The sequence below is a fragment of the Lederbergia lenta NBRC 16444 genome, assembly GCF_001591545.1.
Lineage (GTDB): Bacteria > Bacillota > Bacilli > Bacillales > Bacillaceae_C > Lederbergia > Lederbergia lenta.
Genome location: NZ_BCVC01000001.1, coordinates 1,876,934 through 1,893,850 on the forward strand (window position 1 = coordinate 1,876,934; position 16,917 = coordinate 1,893,850).

Genomic DNA, 16,917 nt, shown 5'->3' on the forward strand with positions numbered 1-16,917 from the left:
TCTCATCTCCTCCTTCTATTTTATGGTCTAATATTAAAACGTATGAGTATATTGAATAGTGGATGTTGGACAGGGGGTAGGCATATTGAATCTTTCTATAGTAAAAACTTTTCTTCTTGCATTTGGTATTTCAATAATGGCTTTTTCCATGATCTTTCTACCTAAAGAGTCGTTAGAAGCATCCATTTCAGGATTAAATATGTGGTGGGAAATTGTTTTCCCTTCCTTATTTCCTTTTTTTGTTACTTCAGAATTGCTGATTGGATTTGGGCTTGTTAGGTTCGTCGGAGTGCTACTGGAGCCACTTATGAGGCCATTGTTTAAAGTACCTGGTGTTGGAGGTTTTGTTTGGGCCATGGGCATGGCGACTGGTTTTCCTGCAGGAGCAAAATTAACTTCTCGCCTTCGTGCTGAAGGCCAATTAACAAGGATAGAAGCTGAAAGGCTCGCTTCGTTTACCAATTCTTCTAGTCCCCTTTTTATTTTCGGAGCAGTATCTGTTGGTTTTTTTAATAACCCAAGGCTGGGCTTTCTCCTCGCCCTTTCACACTACTTAGGGAATTTTTTCGTAGGTATTTCAATGAGATTTTACGGAACTAGGGACATAAAGAAAGTTAAAAAAAAGCCATCATCAGGCTCACTTATTATCCAAGCCTTAACTGCTCTCCATCGTACTAGATTAAAAAACAATAAACCATTCGGTAAGATGATTGGAGATGCTGTCATCTCTTCTATCCATACTTTACTTATGATTGGTGGCTTTATTATTTTATTTTCTGTCATCAATAAATTATTATTTCATCTGAATATAACACTTGCTCTTGCAAAGGTAATGGAATTTATTCTTGCTGTTTTCCAACTGCCTGCTAGTTTAAGTATCCCATTAATTGCGGGACTATTTGAAATTACACTTGGTAGTCAAATGACAAGTCAAGTAAACACCACTGGTTTGATGACGCAAGTGATTGTTGTAAGTTTTATTCTTGGATTTAGTGGTTTTAGCGTCCAAGCCCAAGTCGCAAGTATTTTGGCACAAACAGATATTAGATTTAAACCTTTCTTTTTCGCCAGAATTCTACATGGATTTTTAGCTGGCTTTTTCGCCTTCATCATTTGGAAATTCTTCTCAAATTTTTTTTATTTGAAACCCGAGCAACAGGCTGTACCGACAATTATGCATCTTCACGATACTTGGTGGGATAATGTTTTTCATTTTATTGGAAAAGCTGGTCCCTTAATTACCATTATTTCTTTACTTATTTATATTTTGATTTATTGGTCCAGAATGAGGAAAAAATAATATCCTTCCTTCCTTACATATGGACAGGGTTTACTTGTTAGTTTTAGCGCTACCAATGCTAGAGCACCTACATCATTGTAGGCGCCCTAGCATGACTTTTATCAATTTACTATGGACCAAGAGGCTACACTTTAACCGAACTTTTTCTTTAGTGCTTGTTCAATTTGCGTTGGAACGAGTTCAGATATATCCCCATTATGTTTAGCTACTTCCTTTACAATACTGGAACTTAAAAAAGAGTATTGATTATTCGTCATGATAAAAAAAGTTTCAATTTCTTCGTTTAATACCCTATTCATGGATGTTATTTGCATCTCATATTCGAAATCTGATACAGCACGTAAACCTCTTATAATGGCATGAGCATTTACACTGTGGGCATAGTCAACGAGCAGACCATTATAAGAATCTACTTTAACATTTGGTATATCCATTGTAACCGCCTCAATCAATTCTGTTCTTTCTTCAACAGAAAATAACGGCTTTTTAGCGGAATTACTTAATACTACCACATATATTTCATCAAACACTTTTGCACCACGGCGAATAATATCTAAATGGCCAAATGTCACTGGATCAAAGCTACCAGGACACACTGCGATTTTCTTCATTGCTAGTTCTCCTTTAGTTCCTATCTGATTTTGTGTAAATAGTTAAACCAATACTTCCAAAATCATCTGATTTTCTTTGTAATAGACTTCCAATTTCAATTGGAAGCTTAACATCCACACCGTGCTCGCATATAATAATTCCTTCCTTGCAAAGCAACTTATTTTCTTCAATTATTTGTAAAAGTAAATGTAACTTTTGCTTATTATATGGAGGATCAAGAAAAATATATGTAAATTGTAATTCTCTTTTAATAATCGCTTTCAAAGCACGTTCCGCGTCATTACGGAAAACTTCACTTCTTTCATCCAGGCGACATAATGCAAGATTTCCTTTAATCGTCTGAATTGCTTTCATATCTCGATCTACAAATATAACCTTATCTAATCCACGGCTTAACGCTTCGATTCCTAAACCACCACTCCCAGCAAATAAATCAAGACCTAACCCACCGGTAAAGTAGGGGCCGATCACATTGAAAATCGTTTCCTTCACCTTATCTGTCGTTGGTCTAGTTTGGTTTCCTGGAACTGCTTTTAATGGTCTTCCTTTACACGTGCCTGAAATTACTCTCATTATCTCCACCATTTTACCTTTAGATTTTCTTTTTCATCCTACCATATTTTAATTTAGCAGGCTATTTTTTTACGAATAACATTGTATAAATTTTTATTTTTTGGAGACAATGAAAGTAACAGCATCTATAAAATGTTGTTGTTAAACACGGAGAAGACTTACGTTTCCCCATAAGTTCTTCCTCCGGTTTCTCCTCTCCCTTTGCCTTCTATCTGCTTTATGCAGAAATTAGAAGGACCCTGCATAATATATGCAGGGTTTTTTAATTAAAAATCTATTCATTCTACACTCTGGAAAATATTTATTTGGCTATCCTCTTCTAATATCGTCCAATTGAAAAAGGTGTTTAATAAACCTAGCTCGATATAGGCCGTATTATGAAACAATACGACAGGACTTTCTTTCATCCCATATTTTTTTTCTCCCAAAAGAAAGATTCGCTTATCAGGATAAAACTGGTATTTCACTGCCTCTTTTTCAACTAGAATTCCTTCATTCTTTTTATTGGTTACCTGGTAGCCACTTTCCTCAAGTATGGGAAGGAAGTTAATATATTTTTTACCCTCATGAGTAACTATATTTGTATTTATTGATTTATTTTCATTAACATATATATCGCGTGCGTCAATAAATGTTAATGGCATGATTGAGTCTTTATTTACTGCATTTACTGAAAAGAATTTTGCGTTCATTCCCAAAGGTGCCTCAATTAGATCATCCAATGTCTTACTATTTATTTTGTTATCCTTTTCTTCAAACACTCTATCTAACCAAGTGGAAAGTTGTTCTTTCCCAAGTGTATCCTTTAGCTCCAAGTACATTTTTTGTGCCTTCTCTTCTCCAACAGGTTTATTAAGGACACTTGATGTAATCACTCCTACTAACCATCTTTCTTTTTTTGGAAATTGAAACAATTGTACAAGTTGTTGATACACCATTTCTTCTTGAATCGACGTAAGCTTCTTTTCTGAATTGATTATTTTCAACGTCTCCGTGTCTATTTCTTTATGAAGTTTTGTAATAATAACCTTTATTGGTTGTTCAGCCTGGATATCTTTTAGTTGATGGATAGCTGGAATTTCATTTATTTGTACATTAAAATCCTGCTCCGCATATACTGCTATTTGTCCAATTTCCTTTTTTTCATTAACTTTTCTCTTTGCCAGTATAACAAAGGTGCCTCACCGAACTTTTCAAATACATAATAGTCAACTAAATTCATTTCTTTTAGTCCATTCAGTTTTGCGTCTGCTTGCCAACTACCTGAACGCCATTGTGTCTCACTAAGTTGTATCTTAGTTGAAGCAATTGACTGATTATGTAGTTTAACAGTCCAGTTATTTAATAAGAAACTGTCTGCTGATTGAGGGATTGGCAAAGAGTAATGAAAGATTAACCTACCTTCATCAACAGCAAGTTGGATTTCCTTTTGGTCTGTCCATTCGCACTTTGCTTGATCAAATCCACAAGTAATATCTATTACTTGTGACGGAATGGACAGCTTCACAGATGTTTCCTCTATATTTGAAATTATTTGTTCTACGAACAAGCCTTCTTTTTGATGATTAATATTAATTGTTTGTTGAATGTCTAGTTTTTCCTCTACTTTATCCTCAGATGAAGAGTATCCCTTCCATTGCCAAAATATGAGACTGCTCGTCAAGATAAGCAACATCAATATGAAAGTAAAAAAAGGTTTTTTCATGTTTACATTCTCCTCGTTGGCAAAACTTCTTTTACAAAATACTGTTGATTTGCACTTCAAACAATGGAGCTGTTAGAAGCCAACATTTAATTATAATAAGGCCTAATTTTATAGATTAAGTTATTATTCTTACTGCTATTATCGGTATCTTTTTGCTAATTTCCATCGAAATTTGTGACAATAAACTTACATTAAAAAAGACAGCCGATGAATATTCGGCTGCCTAGATATCGATTATATTCCAATTCTGTAATCATATTCCTTCGCTTTATCCGGTTTGGAATTTTCAAATTCAGTCTTTAAATAGGGTTTATATGAGGCCTCTACTTTTTTAACGAATGGCATGGAAGCCAGCTTTTCGGATAAATCTTCTATTTCATCTTGATTACAATATAAGACCACATATTTCATCCGTTTAGAAACAAAATGAACATTTCCAAAACGTCTTAAAGATTTTGCATTTTTCAAACTAAATAGCCATACAATCAAACCTTGCCTTATATTAAGCATATGATTTCCCCTTTTTCAACATGCTAGCTTTTAAGCAGAGCATCCACACCCTCCGCCTGTCCCACATCCACCACTACATGACGACCCACTATCAAAGAATGGATTGCCAGTAGGTACCTTAATATGTTCCGATACTGATCTACCAATTAAAGTACTAACCTCATCCAAAAGGGATTGCAACTCTGTTTCAGCCTTTCTGAAATTCGCAACATTTTCATCCATATCCATCTCTCTTTTACGTAAACGTGTATCTGTCATAATTTGTTTATAATCGGGATGAAATCGGCCAAACCTTTGCACGTCCTCGTAATGGTCTTTCATTTTTACAAACTCAGCAATCTTCTTTCTCGTCTCTGGATCGCTTTGTAATTTATGATAAAAATGCCTATAATCCTTGGCGATATCTGATGCAATAATCGATTCACCAATCATCTCAGCTTTTTCAACTAATTTTATACTTTCGATTGTAGCAAGCAAAAAGCCCACCTCCAATCGCTATTTTATCATGTTTTACTTGCTCTTGCGACTACAATTAACTGATTATAATGGAAAACTTATTATATAGCTTGATTTTCCCGTTGTTCGGATTAACTACCTCTAATTTAATATCTTGTTTTCCCGGCTTAAGATTTTTAACAACGAATGCCGCTGTATCATACTCCGAGTACATCATATCATTTACGTATAATTTAATTTTCACTTTATTGTGTGCCATTTCTTCTCTGTTCAAAGAAATTCCCGGTATAATACACTCTACAAATAGCTTATTTCCTTGTAGCTGGTGACGAACCTTAAGTTCTGAGCCGGCAATATTATTATTTATTGATTCGGCATGAACTGCTTCAGGCTCTGGGATCTGTTTTCCACACCCTACTAATAAAACAATGAGCAGAGCACACATTACTATCTTTTTCACTTACATCACTCCTCTTCTTTAGCCTTTACTAAAAAAAGAGGATCATACAAAAAATTATGATGATGTATTCATAGTCTGCAACATATTCATCATCATGGATGCCATTTGTAATCCGTTTGAAAATTTCTCTACTTTATGTGGAATCGTCTTCTGGAAATAATGAAGGGAAGCAATTTCAAAGTTACTAAATAATTCAGGGTCCCTTGATAATTTACGATACCAAAACGGTTGCTCACGAAGAAATTGCTTTAACTCATTATCCGAATATATATTTTGCATAATATCTTGTCTCACTTACTTCCCTCCTTTATTGTCAATCCTTTCTGAAAGCAAATGGGTGTTGTCTTTCAGCTGGCTTCTCTTCTGTATTTTTTGCGTTATCGCCTTGAAATTGTAATAATACTCCTTGTATAGCTCCAATTGCTTCACTAAGATTACTGATGTGATGTTGTACTTGATTAGTATCCATATTTTTAAGAATACCAGTGATATGATTGACCCAACCTTTTTCTTCACTTCCTGACTTAGTTGATTCCTTCTTCGCCTCACCCACATCTTGGAATACATTCCATTTAGGATCCTCTTCTCCAAGCAAATACCAATCTTCATATAACTCTTGCCAAGTATTTTCGTTATTCCTCACTGTATTCGCCATCTCAGGATATTTCTTAACGAATTGTTTAAACTTTTGCACTGATGGATGTAACTCATTATTCTCCAACGTATAATCACCTCAACCATCTACTTACTTCCTCTTAACAGTTTATGATAAATTTATTCTTAATGTGCAAATGCCTTACAAATAAGCATATTTAATATTAATGACGTTCTGAACTCGTAGGAAGAGAGTTATCCTACTTGAACTTTTCTTACTAGCCTTCTCTATTATATAAGACAAGTATTGGGATTAGTTTAGAGGCAAAAAAACTGTCGTGAGTTCACGACAGCCTGAAAAACTTACTATTTCACCGTAATAAAATTTTGAGTATAATAATTTTCGAAGACTCCAACACCAAGATGTGTGAAATCTTCTTCTAACATGGCGGTTCTATGCCCTTCAGAATTAAGCCACCCCTCTACTACTGCCGGACCGTCCACATAACCGAATGCTATATTCTCACCTGCCGTTTGAAAATCGACATTACTAGCATTCAATCTAGCAGATAGATCCCCGTGCTCGGGAGAAGTGTGAGAGAAATAGTCGTTATCAAACATATCCTTACTATGTTCATATGCAACATCAGCCACTTGCTCGTCCCAAGATAACTGATTTAATTCAAACCTGTTACGAATGACATTTGTGATATCGAATATTTGTCTAGCAGTTACCTGTTCAATTTCTGTCCATTCTTCTTCACTCGGTGTTGAATTTTCTACTAACTCACCTCGAAAAGGCATTTCGTATGGGCTTTGAATAATGAGAGTTTTTTTATCAACAAACCTAACACTTGACAAAGTTCCTGTATATTTATCAAGTGATAATTGCACATAAATATCTCCTAATTGAACAAGTGGACGAATATTTAGATCTTCTTCGGACAATTCAAAACGATATGTTCCATTATCGAGAGCGATCGTAATTTCTGTATCTAAGAGTGTAGAACGATATATTTCTTCAATTGTTTGGCCAATTTTATATGGTGCTACATTCAAACTACCGCCAATTACATATACAGTGACGACTAAATCATTTTGTACACCTACTTGCATATACGTATCTGCTAAGCCGTTAAAAACCCACCATTCATATCCATAAGCAGTGGGATCTTTCCGATCTGGTTCCCCATAATCCTTTACGAGAGAATTAATTGACTTTCCGATATATATAGATAACCCTTCTTCAGGTCTTTTCGAATTGTCATGAATATTGTCGATATTGTCATCTATTCCAACTTTAGGTGGGTTGGTAAAATTATAATCCTGTAAAACTTCACTATTATCTGGTTCTGAATAATAGTAAATACTAATAATAAAAATTATTGCAGATATGAACAACACCCTAAATAAAATACGCAGTAATACCACTCCTTTCTTGGACTTTCACATCTTAATTAGCATTGACTATATGTGAAAAATTAAGATTATTTATCAAATGAAATTATTCTATTTATTATATCATCAATTAATGTACTTCACTAAAATATTGTAATATCGATAAAATCATATATCGAAATATTTTTTTTGCATTTTGTCACAATTATTATCTATCTTGTCTATAACCTCTCAAATTCAGACCCAGAGCATTGCAACATCTTGAACTTTCGACTATTATTAAACTTGAAGAAATATTAATGTGAACCTACTAAAATTGATATTGTTTGGATTAATAAGGAGGGAACTTATAATGAGATTTGATAATAGTGGTCTTGAAGCATTTAAGGTAGATTTAAACCGGCTTGATGAAGTGATGGAACAAAACGGTATGGTTCGTGCAGGTCAATGGGATTATGAGCGCGCTACATACGATCACAAATTTCAAATTAAAGAAGGTACATACTATTTACGGATTCCTAGTTATGCACTCGAAGGAGACGTTGGTGCACATGATGCGGTTCTTCAATTGATGACTCCTATCCTTGGTAAACACTACTACCCGCATGGTGTTGAATATGGTGAAGACGAATATTTTCCATCACATCTTGTAAAACAATGCAATCAAATGCTTGAGAAAATAAAGAAAGATGTAGAAGTATTCGCTGAATGAAGATATAAAAAAGGGCACGGTTTTCCGTGTCCCTTTTTTAATATAATCGAGATTTTATTATAAATTTATATTTTATGGAGAGTGATGGTGATCCGATTATGATGTCTTTTCTTACTAAAAAGCACATAATTATCTTTTTTTCAGTAATTATCTTGGCAATGATTGCATTTTATATTCTACCAGTATCAGTCCCATTAATTGCAGCAATTATAACAGCTTTAATGTTAGACACGATTGTTTCCTGGGTAATGAGCAAATTTAAACTCAAACGCCAACTTGCGGTTATTATTGTATTTGCGATATTTACACTGATTTTAGTTATTAGCGGTTTCTTTTTAGCTACTAAAGTTATTGGAGAAGGAATTAAATTGATCGAAGAATCTCCAACCTATATTAATAATGTTACAGTCATGTGGAATAATATTGATGTCTATTTTCAAAATGCTGCTCAAGACTTCCCTGAAGAAATGGTGAGTGCAGTGACTGAAGAAGTGAATGCCTTTTTTGAAGCTGCTGTGACTAGTTTGAAGCAGTATATTAATATTGAAAACATTAGTGCATTACTTTCTTATATACCAAATTATCTAGTTAGTTTTCTAGTTTATTTAATTGCATTATTTATGTTCATGATTGATTTACCACGAATTCGCAAGGGATTTTACCACTATTTAAGTGAAAATACTGCTGCTAAAGTTAACTTTATGACCTCCCGCTTATCTTCCGTTGTATTAGGCTTTTTCAAAGCCCAATTTTTAGTTAGTATTATTATTTTTATAGCGGCTTTCATTGGTTTATTAATCATCCAGCCAAAGGTTGCCATTGTTATGGCATTCGTCATTTGGATTATAGATTTGATTCCAATCATCGGTTCCATTGTTATACTTGCTCCTTGGTCTCTATATCACTATTTTACTGGAGATATTATATTAGGCACAAAGCTCGCAATACTCGCAGTGATCTTACTTTTGATTAGACGTATTGTTGAACCGAAAGTTATGGGTTCCCATATGGGGCTATCTCCATTGGCGACACTAATATCCATGTATATTGGACTTAAATTACTCGGTATATTAGGGTTAATATTAGGCCCAATATTATTAATCTTATTTAAATCAGCAAAAGAGGCTGAACTGATCAAATTAAACTTTAAAATATAAAAAGAGGCTTATCCATAGAAGAATTAAACCGCTATAATAACGTCAATTCTTACCAATGGATAGGCCTCTTTTATTATAATCCTAAAATAGCTTTAATGAGCGATGTCGTTTGCCCTCCTTGATAGATAATGTAAAGTAGCAAATATACTACGACACCTGTGATACCTGTGAACAGCCAAATGATACTCGTATATGGACCTAACTTACGGTGTCGAACGAGTTTATTTTTATAACCTGTCCATAAAGAAATAACTCCAAGCACTGCACCTATTGTAGCTAACGTGATATGAAAAATCAGAAAAATAGTATAAATCATTTTATATTTTTCAGGACCACCGAAAGAAGTATTACCAATAAAAATGGTACGGCTTGAATAAATAATGAAGAAAATAATCGCAAAAATCCCGGCTGAAGTCATCATTTTTCTATGAGCCTGTATGTCGCCTTTTCTAATTTTTATCCAGCCAATCGCAACAAGGATTGCACTAATTACAATACACACGGTGCTTATTGTTGGCATTATTGGAACCATCATAATCTATAATTCCTTCCTCTCAATCAGCATGCCGAGGTTCTGGACGAATCCTTGCAGCCTCGTTAATCTGCTCTCCTTCTTCCTGCTCTTTCCGATACCATTCAAAGAATACTTTCGCAAGCATAAACCCAAGTACGATTTCTTGAATAAGCTTCATCACTACGCCGCCTAGCTGCTGATCTTCTTGTGCTGGCATATTTGTAAACAATTCTGGTCCGCTAATAGATAAGCCGGATAGAGTAGTTCCAGGGACACAGAGTTCCATTGCCTTCATCCACATTTCTCCATCTGTATACGTAGCATACATTGCGGTTGGAGCAAATATAATGAGAGCACATGCAGGAGTAAGTAAAACACCATCACCAATAATATATCCTACCTTTTTCAATCCGTGCAATCGATGTTGACCTTCTAACTTATTTAACAGTGGCCACCATAAGAAAATAGCTAAAATAAATAAAAGAACGGTATAAAGAAAGTGAACAACTATATTCATTTTAACAGCATCCATAACTAAAGGAATATGATAAATTGAAAAAACACCATTAAATATAATCAAAGAAATTAATGGCTTTGTAAAAAAGGCAAATACTTTCTTAATTGGTGGATAATCAATTATTTTTATCCATACCCAATTCGGAATACTAGCAATAAGAATTGGCGGTATTACCAAATAAAGTAAAGCCATCTGCACCATATGAAAGGTAAACATAATATGTGCAACTAGATCAACTGGGGAGCCCTTTGTAATATAAAGTAAGAGCATTGAAATCACAAATAGGATCGCTTGGCTTTTCTTTAGCGGTTCGCTATTCTCAAATTTATGGCGCTTTTTAACAGTTAAATAAAAATATCCAACAATTAACAATAAAACAAAAAGCAAAAAATAAGGACTCCATAGTGCTCGGAATCCGAAAATACTTAAAGGCATACACCTTCACCTCTTCTTTAGATTGGATCCTACCTCCATTATACTTTTCCATTCAGGTTAGTTCAACGTTAGCGATTGACAAGTTGATGACAATAAGGATATACAAAATGTTTAAGATCAAACACTTTCCTTCTTACTATGCAGATTTATTATTTCGATTGATTTAAGCACCGTCATATATTTACACGTAATAAGGGAATAAAAACATAAAGCCAATCTGGAAAGCACTGAATAAAGACATTTTATTCTAAAGTTCTATTATAGAATATTGTTGGTTCCCACTTCAGGATGGCGCTTCCCAGGGGCGTACGGTGGGCTTCCTCGTCGTTACACGCGCAGCGAGGCGTAGTGAGCTCTTGCCCCTACTGCCGACTTATGCTTGTCGGGGCTAAGCGCTGTAACTAGTTAAACAATCCGCCTACGAAAAACGAGCACCTATAACGGAATTCAACATTCATATTTGATGTTCTTTCCCCAGTTATTCCTAATGCATTATCCATTTCATTGAATAGCCGAATCTTTTCAGTGCTCAAATCCGCATTCAGACTTAAGAGTAACAAAAAAGCCAGCCGGTTTTCCGACTGACCCTTCATTATTACCACCAAACAATTGTCATAAAACAAACGATTGTTACAAACCCAATAATCATACCACCATACATAAAGAGTTGAGGAGCCTCGTGCCCTTTATGACTCATATGCATGAAATAATATAATTGAAATATTACTTGAACTACCGCTAGCAATAAAATGACAGGAATGACAAACCACTTATCAAAACCTGCGTATACTGCTCCAAATGCAACAAGTGTCAAGAAGATCGAGATCGCAAAAGAAATTACCTGATAACGCATTTCTTCTGCATTTCTTCTGCGACGATATTCATATTCTACTTGAGAATTGCCAGAATTCAAATGTTGGTTTTCCATCTTTTATCCCACCATTCCCATTAAATATACAACAGTAAAGATAAACACCCAAACAACGTCAATAAAGTGCCAGTATAGACTTGCAATGTAAAACTTTGGTGCGTTGTATAGGCTTAATCCTCTTTTTGCATTTCGGACCATAAGAGCAATCATCCAACTAAGACCGAAAACAACGTGAGCTCCATGGAATCCAACAAGCGTATAAAATGCAGAACTAAATGCGCTTGAAGTAAATCCGAAACCAAATTCTGTTGTGTAATGATAAAACTCATAAATTTCTAAACCTAAAAACGTTAAACCTAATAGTACAGTTACTAAAAGCCATGCTTGCATTTTTTTAAAGTGCAAGTTTTTCATATGGTAAATTGCGTACACACTCGTAATGGAACTTGTTAAAAGAACCATTGTCATAATAAATGCTAACGGCAACTCGAATATGTCCTTTGCTACAACATCTGAAGGAGTAGCAACGCTATCCTTCAATGCAAGGTATGTAGCAAAGAGGGAAGCGAACAATACTGTTTCTCCTCCAAGAAAGAACCAGAAACCCAAAAACTTGTTCTTTCCTTCAAGGGTAGCTCTTTCGGGCGCTTCAGGCCATGTTTTTGGTGTAAATTGCTCTTCAACATGCATTATGCCTTTACCCCCTTATCTTTATTATCATCAACTAATTCAGATTTTGGAATATGGAAACCATGATCATCTTTTAATGATCTCGTTAACATTGCCCCAAATGAAATAATCAACCCAATAATCAATACAGGATCTCCCCAAGCATGCTCTTGGCGGTAGATCGCTCCAAATGAAGCAATAAAGAACCCTAATGATATAAACACTGGGATGATCGAACCATTAGGCATATGAACATCACCAAGTGGTTCTGCAGGTGTCATCTCATCCTTACCTTCCATTTTCTCCAACCAGAACGCGTCTATTCCACGAACTAGTGGAAGTTGCTTAAAGTTATAAAATGGAGGTGGTGAAGGTATAGACCATTCAAGCGTACGTCCATCTTCCCACGGGTCATTCCCAACTTTAACATTTTTCACTGAAGTGATGACAATGTTAACAAGCATGATTAAGACTGCAATGGCCATCACACCAGCTCCAATGGAACTGATTAAGTTACCCGTTGATAAGCCTTGTCCATCTAAGAAAGTTACAATTCTACGCGGCATTCCCATTAGACCTAAGAAATGCTGAATAAAGAATGTTAAATGGAAGCCTATAAGGAATAGTACAAAGGTAATCTTACCCAATGTTTCATTTAACATTGTTCCAAACATTTTTGGCCAATAGAAATGAGTGGCTGCAAAGATTGCTAAAACTGTTCCCCCAACAATTACATAGTGAAAGTGAGCAACAATAAAGTACGTATCATGGTACTGATAGTCAGCAGGCGCCGCAGCCTGCATAATGCCTGTTACTCCCCCCATAACGAATGATGGGATGAACGCTGCTGCATAAAGCATTGGAGTAGTAAATTTAATACTTCCACCCCACATTGTAAACAGCCAGTTGAATATTTTGATTCCTGTTGGAACTGCAATTGCCATTGTTGCAACAGCGAATATTGCGTTCGCAATATTTCCAAGCCCAACCGTAAACATATGGTGAGCCCAAACCATGAAACCTAGAAAACCAATCAACACTGTTGCAAACACCATGGAAGAGTATCCAAACAGTCGTTTTCTTGAGAAGGTTGAAAATATCTCAGAGAAAATACCGAATGCTGGAAGAATTAATATATACACTTCCGGATGTCCGAATATCCAGAAAAAGTGCTCCCAGATAATCGTATTTCCACCTGCCACTACATTGAAGAAATTTGAACCGAACATTCTATCAAATGTAAGCATAAATAATGCTACTGTTAGTGGTGGGAATGCAAATAAAATAAGTGCTGATGTAATAAATGTTGTCCAAGAAAACATTGGCATACGCATGTATGTCATTCCAGGCGCACGCATGTTTATGACAGTAACTAGGAAGTTAATTCCACCCATTAAAGTACCAAAACCAGATATCTGTATTCCTAGTGCATAAAAGTCAATTCCGTGTGACTCAGAAAGTAATGCCAGTGAAGCATAAGATGTCCACCCAGCATCAGGTGCGCCACCAAGGAACCAAGACAAGTTTAACAATAACCCACCAAAGAAAAATAACCAAAAACCCAGTGAGTTTAAAAATGGAAACGCTACGTCACGAGCACCAATCTGTAAAGGCATAATCAAGTTCATAAATCCTATTAATATTGGCATCGCAGCAAAGAAAATCATTGTTGTACCATGCATGGTCAATAATTCATTAAAGGTACCAGCGCTAACGAAGCTATTATCTGGAATCGCCAACTGAATTCTAATAAACATTGCTTCCAGTCCGCCTAATAGAAAGAAGAAGCCACCTGCTGCAATATACAATATTGCAATTTTCTTATGGTCTACTGTTGTCAGATAGTCCCATATTGAGGCGCCTATGCTTCTTTTTTGAGCAACACTACTCACATTTAAACCTCCTCTTCCGACAAAAACTATTTTTCTTGGACTTTAAGTCCCATCAAGTATTCCGCTAAAGCATCTAATTCATTATCATCTAATTCCGGATAAGTAGCAGTCATTTTATTTCCTGGTTTAATTGCTTCCGGATCTTTAAGCCATTTTTTTAGATCTTCTTCCGTATGATCCAAAATACCTGCTATTTTCTCTCTCTCACCAAAGTTTGATAAGTTTGGTGCAAGACTAGGTGCCCCATTGTCAGTAGATACAGCGTGACAAGTAATACAGCTTTGATTGAAGATATCTTCCCCTTGTTGAGCAAGATCAGTCGTAGCTTGAGGAGCTTCCGCATTTTGCATATCCGCTACCCATTGATCAAAGTCAGCTTTTGGTAATGGTTTTACTTTAAAATCCATATAAGCATGTGAAGGACCACAAAGCTCTGCGCATTTTCCGTAGAAAATATCTCCTGCTTCATTGGCTCTCTCTTGATCAACTTTCAACCAAAATTTATTTGTATTGTCAGGATTTGTATCAAGCTTTCCACCTAAAGGCGGAATCCAAAATGAGTGTTTTACACCATTTTTAGGAGATTCTAACTCAAAATAAACTTTTTCGTCGGTTGGAATAACAAGGTCTTGACTCGTTACGAATCCAAGATCTGGATATTCAAACTCCCACCAATATTGATGAGCTGTTACCTTGACGACAAGTGATTCTGGATTGCCATCTGCATCTTTTTTACCCATTGCAGATACATCTCCTTGATAAAATGTCGCGGCTACAGTTGGTACTGCTAAAATTAAAAGCAAAATAATAGGTATAACAGTCCAAACGATTTCTAATACGTGACTTCCCTCAACTTGTTTAGGAATTTTGTTTTCGTCACCTTTTTTTCGGCGAAAACGAACCATAATAATAGTAAATATTACTACCACTACTACGATTACCAAAGCCATGATGCCGAGACTAAGTAGTATCAGATCATATTGCTGCTGGCCAACTTCACCTGCTGGTTTTAAAGCAGATAAAAACGGCTTGCCACAGCCTGAAAGTACAAGCGCTAACATCGCAAAAACGGATAGTAGCCGCCACTTTTTCAGCCATTGTTTCATAGTGAAATCAAACCCCTCTTTCTGAATTGTCATTGCGGTAACAAGACCGATTGTTTCTGTATATGGATTTCTTTAGAAAGAAAGAATTCCCTTGCCTTAATATTATCTTCGGCGCTCTCCTATTTAAAACGCCGATTGTCCAAAACATCATGTTTTTTCTTTAAATTACAGATAAGATTACCATCGCTGTAAACAGAATCGTCAAATAGTTTAAAGAATATACAAACATTTGTGTGGCCCATTTAATATCGTCTTTCTTCTTATACCCCATAATTCCTACTACAAGCCAACCGATATTTAATATCGTTGCTAGAATTACAAATGGTATGCCTAAGGAGGTCATGAAAAAAGGAATTGGTAAAAGAAAGGCAATCCAAACTACTATATGTAATTTTGTAACAGCAAACCCTTTAACAACAGGTAACATCGGGATACCAGCTGCTCTATACTCCTCTACCCTTCTCATTGCAAGTGCATAGAAGTGAGGTGGCTGCCAAATAAACATAATTAAAAACAGCATCCAAGCCATAGGAGGTAATGTAGGATCTACTGCCGCCCAGCCAATTAATGGAGGTACAGCTCCAGAGATACTGCCAATTATTGTATTGCTCACATACAGTCTTTTTGACCACATACTATACAGCACCACATATGTAAAAACGCCAATGATACCTATAATTCCAGTTGTGATATTCATCTTGAAAAGCATTAGCAACCCTATTATAACAAATGTTAAACCGATTGCTAGCACTTTTGTTCCACTAATTTTCCCTGTGACGGTTGGTCTTCCTTTTGTGCGCTCCATAATTGGATCAATATCCCGATCGATAAAATTATTTAATGCACAAGCCCCTGCAATAATAAAGGAAGAACCTATCATCGTGAATATAACAATATCAAGTGACTGTAAGAAATGTTTACCCGTCAACATAAATGCTAGCCACAAACCAGTAAATGTTGTAATTGCATTTGAATTAACAATACCGATTTTTATTAATGCTGCAAAATTACCCCAAGCAGATGTAACAGGAGGATTTGAAGCTTCTTCTACCATTACCACACGACTGTTTTCCATTTTATTTCCTCCTTCCTCTAAAAGTCAACTGCATACATATAGATACTATAATACATTAATCAAAAGTTTTCTCACATTTCTTGTAGATTTCAGTATTTGTTCACTAATTTACCTCTTTTTTCAAGTGTCTATATATTATGTACCAGAAACCGCACAATCCATTGTACCACAATAGCACATAAAAGCGGAATACTAGACTTACATCTCCCTTTTCTTTCATATTATATTATTTGTTGACATACATTTATAAGGGTAAGTAAGATTTTCTGCATTGTAACAATTTTGTCGGTTGTTATTTTATATATATTTATGTAGTATCGATATTGGAATATCACATGACAAAAATAGAAATAAATTTATA

Annotated in this window: 20 protein-coding genes; 3 read left to right on the forward strand and 17 right to left on the reverse strand. The window is 35.5% G+C overall.

All coding sequences use genetic code 11. The annotated features are described in order from the left end of the window. Positions 1 to 85 precede the first annotated feature (85 nt). Positions 86 to 1,300 carry a dipicolinic acid transporter SpoVV gene (spoVV, locus tag BLE01S_RS08910; protein WP_082788629.1) on the forward strand — a complete coding sequence of 405 codons (1,215 nt, stop codon included), beginning with the start codon at positions 86 to 88 and terminating at the stop codon, positions 1,298 to 1,300. Positions 1,301 to 1,431: 131 nt separating this feature from the next. Here the strand turns inward: spoVV and coaD are convergent, their stop codons facing one another. The 10 genes from coaD to BLE01S_RS08960 form a co-directional block, all read right to left on the reverse strand. Beyond that, on the reverse strand, positions 1,432 to 1,911 hold the full coding sequence (gene coaD / locus BLE01S_RS08915; RefSeq protein ID WP_066139978.1) for a pantetheine-phosphate adenylyltransferase: 480 nt from the start codon (positions 1,909 to 1,911) through the stop codon (positions 1,432 to 1,434). Between the two features lie 13 nt (positions 1,912 to 1,924). Then, positions 1,925 to 2,485, reverse strand: a complete 561-nt coding sequence (gene rsmD / locus BLE01S_RS08920; protein WP_066139981.1) for a 16S rRNA (guanine(966)-N(2))-methyltransferase RsmD — start codon at positions 2,483 to 2,485, stop codon at positions 1,925 to 1,927. Between the two features lie 278 nt (positions 2,486 to 2,763). After that, positions 2,764 to 3,471 carry a hypothetical protein gene (locus BLE01S_RS08925; protein ID WP_066139987.1) on the reverse strand — a complete coding sequence of 236 codons (708 nt, stop codon included), beginning with the start codon at positions 3,469 to 3,471 and terminating at the stop codon, positions 2,764 to 2,766. A gap of 134 nt (positions 3,472 to 3,605) precedes the next feature. Further along, positions 3,606 to 4,190 carry a hypothetical protein gene (locus BLE01S_RS08930; protein WP_066139991.1) on the reverse strand — a complete coding sequence of 195 codons (585 nt, stop codon included), beginning with the start codon at positions 4,188 to 4,190 and terminating at the stop codon, positions 3,606 to 3,608. Between the two features lie 234 nt (positions 4,191 to 4,424). Further along, on the reverse strand, positions 4,425 to 4,700 hold the full coding sequence (locus BLE01S_RS08935) for a YlbG family protein (RefSeq protein WP_066139994.1): 276 nt from the start codon (positions 4,698 to 4,700) through the stop codon (positions 4,425 to 4,427). A 30-nt stretch (positions 4,701 to 4,730) separates the two neighbouring features. Further along, a complete protein-coding gene (locus tag BLE01S_RS08940; protein WP_066139997.1) occupies positions 4,731 to 5,177 on the reverse strand; it encodes a YlbF/YmcA family competence regulator in 447 nt (148 codons plus the stop codon). Positions 5,178 to 5,232: 55 nt separating this feature from the next. Continuing rightward, on the reverse strand, positions 5,233 to 5,616 hold the full coding sequence (locus BLE01S_RS08945; RefSeq protein WP_066140000.1) for a hypothetical protein: 384 nt from the start codon (positions 5,614 to 5,616) through the stop codon (positions 5,233 to 5,235). A 54-nt stretch (positions 5,617 to 5,670) separates the two neighbouring features. Further along, positions 5,671 to 5,910: a YlbE-like family protein gene (locus tag BLE01S_RS08950; RefSeq protein ID WP_066140003.1), complete on the reverse strand. Its 240-nt coding sequence runs from the start codon at positions 5,908 to 5,910 to the stop codon at positions 5,671 to 5,673. 19 nt (positions 5,911 to 5,929) lie between these two features. Further along, entirely contained in the window at positions 5,930 to 6,337 is a 408-nt protein-coding gene (gene ylbD / locus BLE01S_RS08955) for a YlbD family protein (protein WP_066140006.1), read from the reverse strand. Between the two features lie 239 nt (positions 6,338 to 6,576). Beyond that, positions 6,577 to 7,614, reverse strand: a complete 1,038-nt coding sequence (locus BLE01S_RS08960) for a CAP domain-containing protein (protein WP_326255773.1) — start codon at positions 7,612 to 7,614, stop codon at positions 6,577 to 6,579. Positions 7,615 to 7,960: 346 nt separating this feature from the next. On the opposite strand from BLE01S_RS08960, the gene BLE01S_RS08965 reads away from it, so the two are divergent. Then, positions 7,961 to 8,320 (forward strand): YugN family protein, encoded by a 360-nt coding sequence (locus BLE01S_RS08965; protein WP_066140008.1) that lies wholly within the window; start codon positions 7,961 to 7,963, stop codon positions 8,318 to 8,320. Between the two features lie 98 nt (positions 8,321 to 8,418). Then, a complete protein-coding gene (ytvI, locus tag BLE01S_RS08970; protein ID WP_066140010.1) occupies positions 8,419 to 9,477 on the forward strand; it encodes a sporulation integral membrane protein YtvI in 1,059 nt (352 codons plus the stop codon). A gap of 73 nt (positions 9,478 to 9,550) precedes the next feature. On the opposite strand, the gene BLE01S_RS08975 is transcribed toward ytvI, so the two are convergent. The 7 genes from BLE01S_RS08975 to cyoE form a co-directional block, all read right to left on the reverse strand. Beyond that, a complete protein-coding gene (locus BLE01S_RS08975) occupies positions 9,551 to 10,012 on the reverse strand; it encodes a DUF420 domain-containing protein (protein ID WP_066140013.1) in 462 nt (153 codons plus the stop codon). A 19-nt stretch (positions 10,013 to 10,031) separates the two neighbouring features. Beyond that, positions 10,032 to 10,943: a cytochrome c oxidase assembly factor CtaG gene (ctaG, locus tag BLE01S_RS08980; RefSeq protein WP_066140016.1), complete on the reverse strand. Its 912-nt coding sequence runs from the start codon at positions 10,941 to 10,943 to the stop codon at positions 10,032 to 10,034. Between the two features lie 595 nt (positions 10,944 to 11,538). Then, the gene (ctaF, locus tag BLE01S_RS08990; RefSeq protein WP_066140024.1) at positions 11,539 to 11,871 is read right to left on the reverse strand and encodes a cytochrome c oxidase subunit IVB; all 333 of its coding nucleotides are present in this window, start codon (positions 11,869 to 11,871) and stop codon (positions 11,539 to 11,541) included. 3 nt (positions 11,872 to 11,874) lie between these two features. Continuing rightward, positions 11,875 to 12,504, reverse strand: a complete 630-nt coding sequence (locus BLE01S_RS08995; protein WP_066140030.1) for a cytochrome c oxidase subunit 3 — start codon at positions 12,502 to 12,504, stop codon at positions 11,875 to 11,877. Further along, positions 12,504 to 14,375 (reverse strand): cytochrome c oxidase subunit I, encoded by a 1,872-nt coding sequence (gene ctaD, locus BLE01S_RS09000; RefSeq protein ID WP_066140034.1) that lies wholly within the window; start codon positions 14,373 to 14,375, stop codon positions 12,504 to 12,506. Before ctaD ends, BLE01S_RS08995 begins: the two co-directional genes overlap by 1 nt. A 26-nt stretch (positions 14,376 to 14,401) precedes the next feature. Continuing rightward, positions 14,402 to 15,481, reverse strand: a complete 1,080-nt coding sequence (gene coxB / locus BLE01S_RS09005; protein ID WP_066140038.1) for a cytochrome c oxidase subunit II — start codon at positions 15,479 to 15,481, stop codon at positions 14,402 to 14,404. Between the two features lie 160 nt (positions 15,482 to 15,641). Then, the gene (cyoE, locus tag BLE01S_RS09010) at positions 15,642 to 16,556 is read right to left on the reverse strand and encodes a heme o synthase (protein WP_066140040.1); all 915 of its coding nucleotides are present in this window, start codon (positions 16,554 to 16,556) and stop codon (positions 15,642 to 15,644) included. Positions 16,557 to 16,917: the final 361 nt, after the last annotated feature.

Coding starts and splice junctions, on each gene's coding strand:
- coaD (WP_066139978.1), bottom strand. CDS start 1,911: ATGAAGAAAATCGCAGTGTGTCCTGGTAGCTTTGATCCAGTGACATTT.
- rsmD (WP_066139981.1), bottom strand. CDS start 2,485: ATGAGAGTAATTTCAGGCACGTGTAAAGGAAGACCATTAAAAGCAGTT.
- BLE01S_RS08930 (WP_066139991.1), bottom strand. CDS start 4,190: ATGAAAAAACCTTTTTTTACTTTCATATTGATGTTGCTTATCTTGACG.
- BLE01S_RS08935 (WP_066139994.1), bottom strand. CDS start 4,700: ATGCTTAATATAAGGCAAGGTTTGATTGTATGGCTATTTAGTTTGAAA.
- BLE01S_RS08965 (WP_066140008.1), top strand. CDS start 7,961: ATGAGATTTGATAATAGTGGTCTTGAAGCATTTAAGGTAGATTTAAAC.
- ytvI (WP_066140010.1), top strand. CDS start 8,419: ATGATGTCTTTTCTTACTAAAAAGCACATAATTATCTTTTTTTCAGTA.
- BLE01S_RS08975 (WP_066140013.1), bottom strand. CDS start 10,012: ATGATGGTTCCAATAATGCCAACAATAAGCACCGTGTGTATTGTAATT.
- ctaG (WP_066140016.1), bottom strand. CDS start 10,943: ATGCCTTTAAGTATTTTCGGATTCCGAGCACTATGGAGTCCTTATTTT.
- ctaF (WP_066140024.1), bottom strand. CDS start 11,871: ATGGAAAACCAACATTTGAATTCTGGCAATTCTCAAGTAGAATATGAA.
- BLE01S_RS08995 (WP_066140030.1), bottom strand. CDS start 12,504: ATGCATGTTGAAGAGCAATTTACACCAAAAACATGGCCTGAAGCGCCC.
- coxB (WP_066140038.1), bottom strand. CDS start 15,481: ATGAAACAATGGCTGAAAAAGTGGCGGCTACTATCCGTTTTTGCGATG.
- cyoE (WP_066140040.1), bottom strand. CDS start 16,556: ATGGAAAACAGTCGTGTGGTAATGGTAGAAGAAGCTTCAAATCCTCCT.